We start from the raw sequence: 6,501 nt of genomic DNA, 5'->3' as shown, positions 1-6,501 counted from the left end.
TGGAGGCGCGCTACCAACTGCGCCATAGCCCCGTGGGTCCGGCCCGGGCGGGGATCTCCGCCCTGCCGACACCCTGAACCTTAGCGGATCCCGCTCGATTAGTCGAAACGGTTCCCTGCGGCGGCCCGGGGGCCGCCGCCTGAGCGGCCGTCAGCGGTCGTCGCCGAGGACCCGCTCCTCGGGCAGGCTGGAGGCGTTGTGCTCCAGCAGCCGCCAGCCGCCCGTGCGCAGCGGCCCCAGCACCGACCACGAGCAGTTGCCCAGCGGCCCCAGGGCCTGGCGGATCTCCTGCGGGAGCCCGAGCATCCGGTTGATGCCCGCGCGCAGCGCCGCGCCGTGCCCCACGGCCACCAGGAGCCCGCCCTCGGGCACCAGGTCCAGACCGCGGCCGACCGCCTCGGCGACCCGCTCGCCCACCTCCTCGACGGGCTCGCCGCCGGGGATCTCCATGCGGGCGTTCTCCTCCGGCCAGCGCTCACGGATCTCCGCGGTCGTCAGCCCCTCCCACGGCCCGCCGAAGCGCTCCCGCAGCCCCTTGTCGGAGTGCACCTGCAGGCCCGTGGCCTCGGCCAGGAACCCCGCCGTGTCCGCAGCCCGGCGCAGGTCCGAGGCGACGATCGCGTCCGGCCGCAGTGCGGCCAGCAGCCGGGCCGCCCGTCGCGCCTGCTCCCGCCCGACGTCGTCGAGCGGGATGTCGGACTGCCCCTGGAAGCGCTTCTCGGCGTTCCACTGCGTCTGTCCGTGGCGCCAGCACAGGACACGACGGGATTCGGCCATGGACTCAACTCCAGTGCGGGTCGACGGCGGACGGGTCCTCAGGCGCCGTCCTGGGTGCGCTCGCGCCCCTGCGCGCCCTCGGGCAGGGGGATCGCGGGGCAATCCTTCCACAGCCGCTCCAGGCCGTAGGTGCCGCGCTCCTCCTCGTGCTGCACATGGACCACGATGTCGACGTAGTCCAGCAGCACCCAGCGCCCGTCGCGCTCCCCTTCCCGGCGCACCGGCTTGACGCCGGCGTCGCGCAGCCGGTCCTCCACCTCGTCGACGATGGACCGCACCTGCCGGTCGTTGGGCGCGGAGCACAGCAGGAAGGCGTCGGTGATGACGAGCTGGTCGCTCACATCGAAGGCGACGACCTCCTGGGCCAGTTTGTCCGAAGCCGCCTCGGCGGCGATGTTCACGAGCTCGACGGCCCTGTCCGTAGCGGTCACGATGAAGTAGCTGCCTCCCCTGGGGTCCGCCCCGGCGACGGGTCGTCGAGGTAGAGCCCGGTCTTGTTGATGTAGCGGACGATCCCGTCGGGGACCAGGTACCAGATCGGTTCGCCCTTGCGCACCCGCTCGCGGCACTCGGTGGAGGAGATCGCCAGGGCCGGGATCTCCACCAGGCTGACCTTGCCGTCGGGCAGTCCGGTGTCGGTCAGCCGGTGCCCGGGCCGGTTGCAGCCCACGAAATGCGCGAGATCGAAGAGTTCGTCCACGTTCTGCCAGCTCAGGATAGCGCCAAGGGCGTCGGCCCCGGTGATGAAGAAGAGCCGGACCTCGGGCCCGTACTCCCGGCGCAGCTGCCGCAGCGTGTCGATGGTGTAGGTGGGGCCCTCCCGGTCGACCTCGATCCGGCTGACCTTGAACTGCGGGTTCTCGGCGGTGGCGATGACCGTCATGAGGTAGCGGTCCTCCGCCGGGGCCACCTTGTCCAGGTCCTTCTGGTAGGGCTGCCCGGCCGGGACGAAGAGGACCTCGTCCAGGTGGTACAGGTGCGCCACCTCGCTGGCCGCGACGAGGTGCCCGTGGTGGATCGGGTCGAAGGTGCCGCCCATGACGCCCACGCGCCTGGGGCCGTCCGGTCTCCCTCCGGCCTCCGCCGCGCCCATCGCTCCGTTCGCCACCTCATCGCTCCCTTTACAGCGGTTTATCCAGCCGCCGCCGAGACTAACCGAAGGCGCCCACCACCCCGGCCGCGCACCGCCCGCCGCGGCCCGCCCGATCCCTCGTCGGCGGGGCCCACGCACCGCCCCGGAGGCCGCCCGCGGCAGGCCGCGATTCACGTCATATCTCGTTACCCGAAATCGTGGCGTTGGCGGGGGAGCCGCGCATAGCATGCCGACATGGCCACCAACACACCAGACCGCGCCCGCGTCCGACTCGACGACATCTCCTCCCGTGCCTACGAGCACCCGGCCGACCGCGGCGCCCTGGTCGCCCTGCGCTCGCTGCGCGGCTTCGACGAGGTCTTCCGCAGGCTCTCGGGCCTGTTCAACGAGCGCGCCCTGCGCCTGATGTTCCTGTCCGGGGCGGTGCGCGTCGGCGAGCGCCAGTTCCCCGAGGTGCACGACTACGTGCGCGACGCCGCCTACGTGCTCGACCTGAAAGAGGTGCCCGAGCTCTACATCAAGATGGACCCCAAGCCCAACGCGATGGCGATCGGCAGCCAGCGGCCGTTCATCGTCATGACCTCCGGGCTGTTCGACCTGCTCGACGCCGAGGAGCAGCGCTTCGTGGTCGGCCACGAGGTGGGGCACATCCTCTCCGGCCACGCGGTCTACCGGACCATGCTGCTGGCGCTGATCAACCTGGCCGCGCGCGTGGCGTGGATCCCGCTGGGCTACATCGGCCTGCGCGCCATCGTCGCCGCCCTGGAGGAGTGGTACCGCAAGTCCGAGCTCTCCTGCGACCGCGCGGGCCTGCTGGCCGCGCAGGACCCCGACGCCGCCAAGCGCGCGCTGATGAAGATGGCCGGCGGCTCGCGCCTGGCCGAGATGAACACCGACGCCTTCCTGGAGCAGGCCAAGGAGTACGACGAGGGCGGCGACGCGCGCGACAGCCTCCTCAAGCTCATGAGCCTGATCGGCACCACGCACCCGTTCGCCGTGGTGCGCACCGCCGAGCTGCACCGCTGGATCGAGGAGGGCTCCTACCGCACCATCCTGGCCGGGGACTACCCGCGCCGGTCCGGCGACAAGGACGCCTCGGTCGGCGAGGAGGCGCGCAGCGCCGCCGACTCCTACAAGCAGTCCTGGGAGCGCTCCTCGGACCCGCTGGTGGGCATGGTGCGCGACGTGGCGGGGACCGCGGCCAACGCCGGCGGGAAGATCTTCGACACCGTGGCCGAGCGCTGGAAGACCGCCGGGAGCCGCGGCGGGGGCTCCGGCGGCTCCGAGCGGTCCTGACGGGGCGCCTCCCGTCCTCCGGTGCGGAACGGGGCGCAGGCCGGCCGGTCCCGCGCCCCGCCGCGCGCTCAGTTCTTGCGCGCCACTCCCCCGGTCATGAACCGGGCGGCGACGGAGGTGCTGTCCTTGACGATGCCGTCCGGCCGCCACAGCGGCAGCGGGACCAGACCGGGGGCGAGCAGCTCCATGCCCGCGAAGTAGCCCAGGAGCTCGTCGGGGGTGCGCACCCGGCCGGTGCCCAGCTGGCTCAGCAGCACGCGCTCCAGCTCGACGCTCTCCGGGGCGTCGCCCAGGCGCGTGAAGTTGGTGATGAAGAAGTAGGAGCCGGACACGGCCGCGTCGCGGAAGGCCGCCACGATGCCGTCGGGGTCCTCCTCGTCGAGGATGTGGTGCAGGATGCCGCACAGCATCACGCACACCGGCCGGTCGAAGTCGATGAGCTCGCGCACCTCCGGGTGGTCGATCACGGTGCGGGGCTCACGGATGTCGGCGGTGACGACGCGGGTGTAGGCGTTCTCGGCCAGCAGGGCGTGGCCGTGCGCGGAGACCAGCGGGTCGATGTCCACGTAGACCACCCGGGCGGCCGGGTCGGCCTCCTGGGCGACCTCGTGGGTGTTGCGCGCGGTGGGCAGCCCCGACCCCAGGTCGAGGAACTGGTCGATGCCCTGCTCGCCGGCGATGTGGCGGACGGCCCGGTGCAGGATCTCCCGGTTGTGCCGGGCGATCTCCTTGAGCTCGGGCATGACCTCCAGGCTGGCCTGGGCCACCTGGCGGTCGATGGAGTAGTTGTCCTTGCCGTCGAGCATGACGTCGTAGACGCGGGCGGCCGTGGGCACCCCGCTGTCGAACGTCGATCCGGACGGCGGGTGCTGGTCGGTGGTCATGGGGGGCTCCCGGAAACGTGAAAACTCCTGCCGTTTCGGCATCGTAGTACCTTCCGGGGCCCCGGGGGCGCTTGGCGGGAACCCCGGCCGCCCAGGGGATTCCGCGCCGCGCACCCCACTCCCCGCTCGGACTCCGGACGCCTCTTCGGCCGGGCCCGAAGAGGCGTCCGGAGCATGCGCGGACGACGCGGACTCCCCGCGGATCCTCCGTCCGGGGCGCTCAGCGCACCTGCCCGTCACCGGTGACGATGTACTTGGTGGAGGTCATCTCCCGCAGGCCCATCGGCCCGCGGGCGTGCAGCTTCTGGGTGGAGATGCCGATCTCGGCGCCGAAGCCGAACTCCCCGCCGTCGGTGAAGCGGGTCGAGGCGTTCACCATGATCGCCGCCGAGTCCACACGCGAGGAGAAGCGGCGCGCGGCCGACTGGGAGTCGGTCACGATGGCCTCGGTGTGGCCGGTGGAGTAGGCGCGGATGTGCGCCATCGCCTCGTCCATGTCCCCGACCACCTTCACCGCCAGGTCCATGGACAGGTACTCGGTGGCCCAGTCGTCCTCGGTGGCGGGCACGGCGCGGTCGTCGTAGGCCAGCACCCGGTCGTCGCCGTGCACGGTCACGCCCAGGTCGGTGATCTCGCGCAGGAAGCGGGGCAGGAAGCGGTCGGCGATGCCGTCGTGCACCAGCAGCGTCTCGGCCGAGTTGCACACCGACACCCGCTGGGCCTTGGCGTTCACCGCGATGGCGACCGCCTTGTCCAGGTCGGCGTGCTCGTCGATGTAGACGTGGCAGTTGCCGGCCCCGGTCTCGATGACGGGGACGGTGGACTCGCGCACGACGGTCTGGATGAGGTCGGCGCCGCCGCGCGGGATGAGCAGGTCGACCAGGCCCCGGGCGCGCATCAGCGCCTGCGCGGAGCCGCGTCCCGATCCGGGCACCAGCTGCACGGCGTCGACCGGCACGCCGCTCTTGTCCAGGGCGCCGCGGATCACCTCGACGATGCGGGTGTTGGAGGAGTGGGCGCTGGAGGAGCCGCGCAGCAGGGCGGCGTTGCCGCTCTTGAGGCACAGGACCGCGGCGTCGGCGGTGACGTTGGGGCGGCCCTCGTAGATGATGCCGATGACCCCCATGGGCACCCGGATCTGGCGCAGCTCCAGGCCGTTGGGCAGGCTCGACCCGTAGACCACCTCTCCGACGGGGTCGGGCAGCTCGGCGATGTCGCGGACCGCGTCGGCGATGGAGGACACGCGCTCCTCTGTGAGGGCGAGCCGGTCCAGGTAGGACTCAGGCCGGCCGTCGGCGCGCGCCCGGTCGAGGTCCTCGGCGTTGGCGGCGACGATCGAGGCGGCCTCGGCGACCAGCGCGTCGGCGACCGCCAGGAGCGCCTGGTCCTTGTCCGCCCTGGTCATCGGCGCGAGGTCGGCCGCGGCGTCCTTGGCCCTGCGGGCGGCGTCGTGCACCTCGCGTTCGGTGTTGCTCATCAGGAGTCCCATCGGCTCGGGAAGTGTCATGGTCGTGGACGGAGTGGGTGGGCGTGGACCCAGCTTATTCGCGGCGGGGCCGCCGGGATGGGGCGACCGCCGCCCGCGGGGGCCGACGGCCGGGGCGCGGTTCACACGCTCCCGGCAGGGAACGGCCCGGTGCTGCTCGGATGCGGCGAGGGTGCGGCGAGGGTGCTCGCACCAGGATGACCGATCCTCCGAGGGGCCGCGCACCTCGCGGAATCGGCGGGGTCCTCCCATCGTCGTGCCTCCTGGTGTGGTGGACGTCGTAGGGCGGCGTGGGACGGCGTGGGACGGCGTCACGCCGGGCGGCCTTCGGCGCCCCGAAGACGAGCGCCGAAGGGGGGCCGGCGGCCCTTGCGTCAGCGCGGCCGGACGGCATGCGCGCGGAGGGCATGCGCACGGACGCTCGGCAGAAAAGACGGCGACGGAACAGACGGAACAGCAGGTACCCCGCTCACTGCCACCCGCCGACCGACAGGCCACCCGAGCACGGAGTGGAGAGCAGCAACGACACGGACCTGCCCCCCAACACCGGCACGGTCGGGCGCCAGGCACGCGGAGGGGCACCGGAATAGGCGGCGGCGGAACGGCAGGTACCCCGCTCACGGGCTACCGGCCGGGTGGCGGGTCATCGGAGTGCCGGGCGGAAGGCGGCGACGAAGAGACGGGGCGGTTCCCCGGCGCCGTCGGTCGGCCGCCGGGCCTCTGCGGTCCGGGAACAGCGGCAACGGCCCGGCAGGTGCCCCGCTCCGGCCTGCTTGCCGGGCGGCGGGGCCCTTCGGTGCAGGGGAAAGGCGGCGACGGCGGCACAGCCGGTACCCCGCTCCCGCCTGCTCGCCGGGTACCGGGCCGCCGGAGTGCCAGGAGGAGGGCGGCGACGACGAAGCAGGGCGGTTCCCCAGGGTCGCCTGTCGGCTGCCGGGTCACCAGTGGCCCGGCGAGATGACGGC

6 protein-coding genes are annotated in these 6,501 nt (G+C 72.7%); 1 reads left to right on the top strand and 5 read right to left on the bottom strand.

The genetic code is table 11. The features are described from left to right. Positions 1 to 150 precede the first annotated feature (150 nt). The 3 genes from D450_RS0128845 to nadD are packed head-to-tail and all read right to left on the bottom strand — an operon-like array spanning position 151 to position 1,870. Complete coding sequence (locus D450_RS0128845) at positions 151 to 777, bottom strand: histidine phosphatase family protein (RefSeq protein ID WP_017542102.1); 627 nt, start codon at positions 775 to 777, stop codon at positions 151 to 153. Between the two features lie 38 nt (positions 778 to 815). Then, the gene (gene rsfS / locus D450_RS0128840) at positions 816 to 1,208 is read right to left on the bottom strand and encodes a ribosome silencing factor (protein WP_017542101.1); all 393 of its coding nucleotides are present in this window, start codon (positions 1,206 to 1,208) and stop codon (positions 816 to 818) included. Continuing rightward, positions 1,205 to 1,870 carry a nicotinate-nucleotide adenylyltransferase gene (gene nadD, locus D450_RS0128835; RefSeq protein WP_017542100.1) on the bottom strand — a complete coding sequence of 222 codons (666 nt, stop codon included), beginning with the start codon at positions 1,868 to 1,870 and terminating at the stop codon, positions 1,205 to 1,207. Before nadD ends, rsfS begins: the two co-directional genes overlap by 4 nt. Positions 1,871 to 2,104: 234 nt before the next feature. Here nadD and D450_RS0128830 point away from each other — a divergent pair, with 234 nt between their 5' ends. Beyond that, entirely contained in the window at positions 2,105 to 3,166 is a 1,062-nt protein-coding gene (locus D450_RS0128830) for a M48 family metallopeptidase (RefSeq protein WP_017542099.1), read from the top strand. 68 nt (positions 3,167 to 3,234) lie between these two features. Here the strand turns inward: D450_RS0128830 and D450_RS0128825 are convergent, their stop codons facing one another. Further along, positions 3,235 to 4,050, bottom strand: a complete 816-nt coding sequence (locus D450_RS0128825; RefSeq protein WP_017542098.1) for an SAM-dependent methyltransferase — start codon at positions 4,048 to 4,050, stop codon at positions 3,235 to 3,237. Positions 4,051 to 4,270: 220 nt separating this feature from the next. Further along, on the bottom strand, positions 4,271 to 5,527 hold the full coding sequence (locus tag D450_RS0128820) for a glutamate-5-semialdehyde dehydrogenase (protein WP_026128820.1): 1,257 nt from the start codon (positions 5,525 to 5,527) through the stop codon (positions 4,271 to 4,273). Positions 5,528 to 6,501 lie beyond the last annotated feature (974 nt).

Source organism: Nocardiopsis halophila DSM 44494, from assembly GCF_000341245.1.
GTDB lineage: Bacteria > Actinomycetota > Actinomycetes > Streptosporangiales > Streptosporangiaceae > Nocardiopsis_A > Nocardiopsis_A halophila.
Note: the sequence above shows the minus strand (reverse complement) of the source record. Positions and strands in the feature narration are given on the sequence as shown.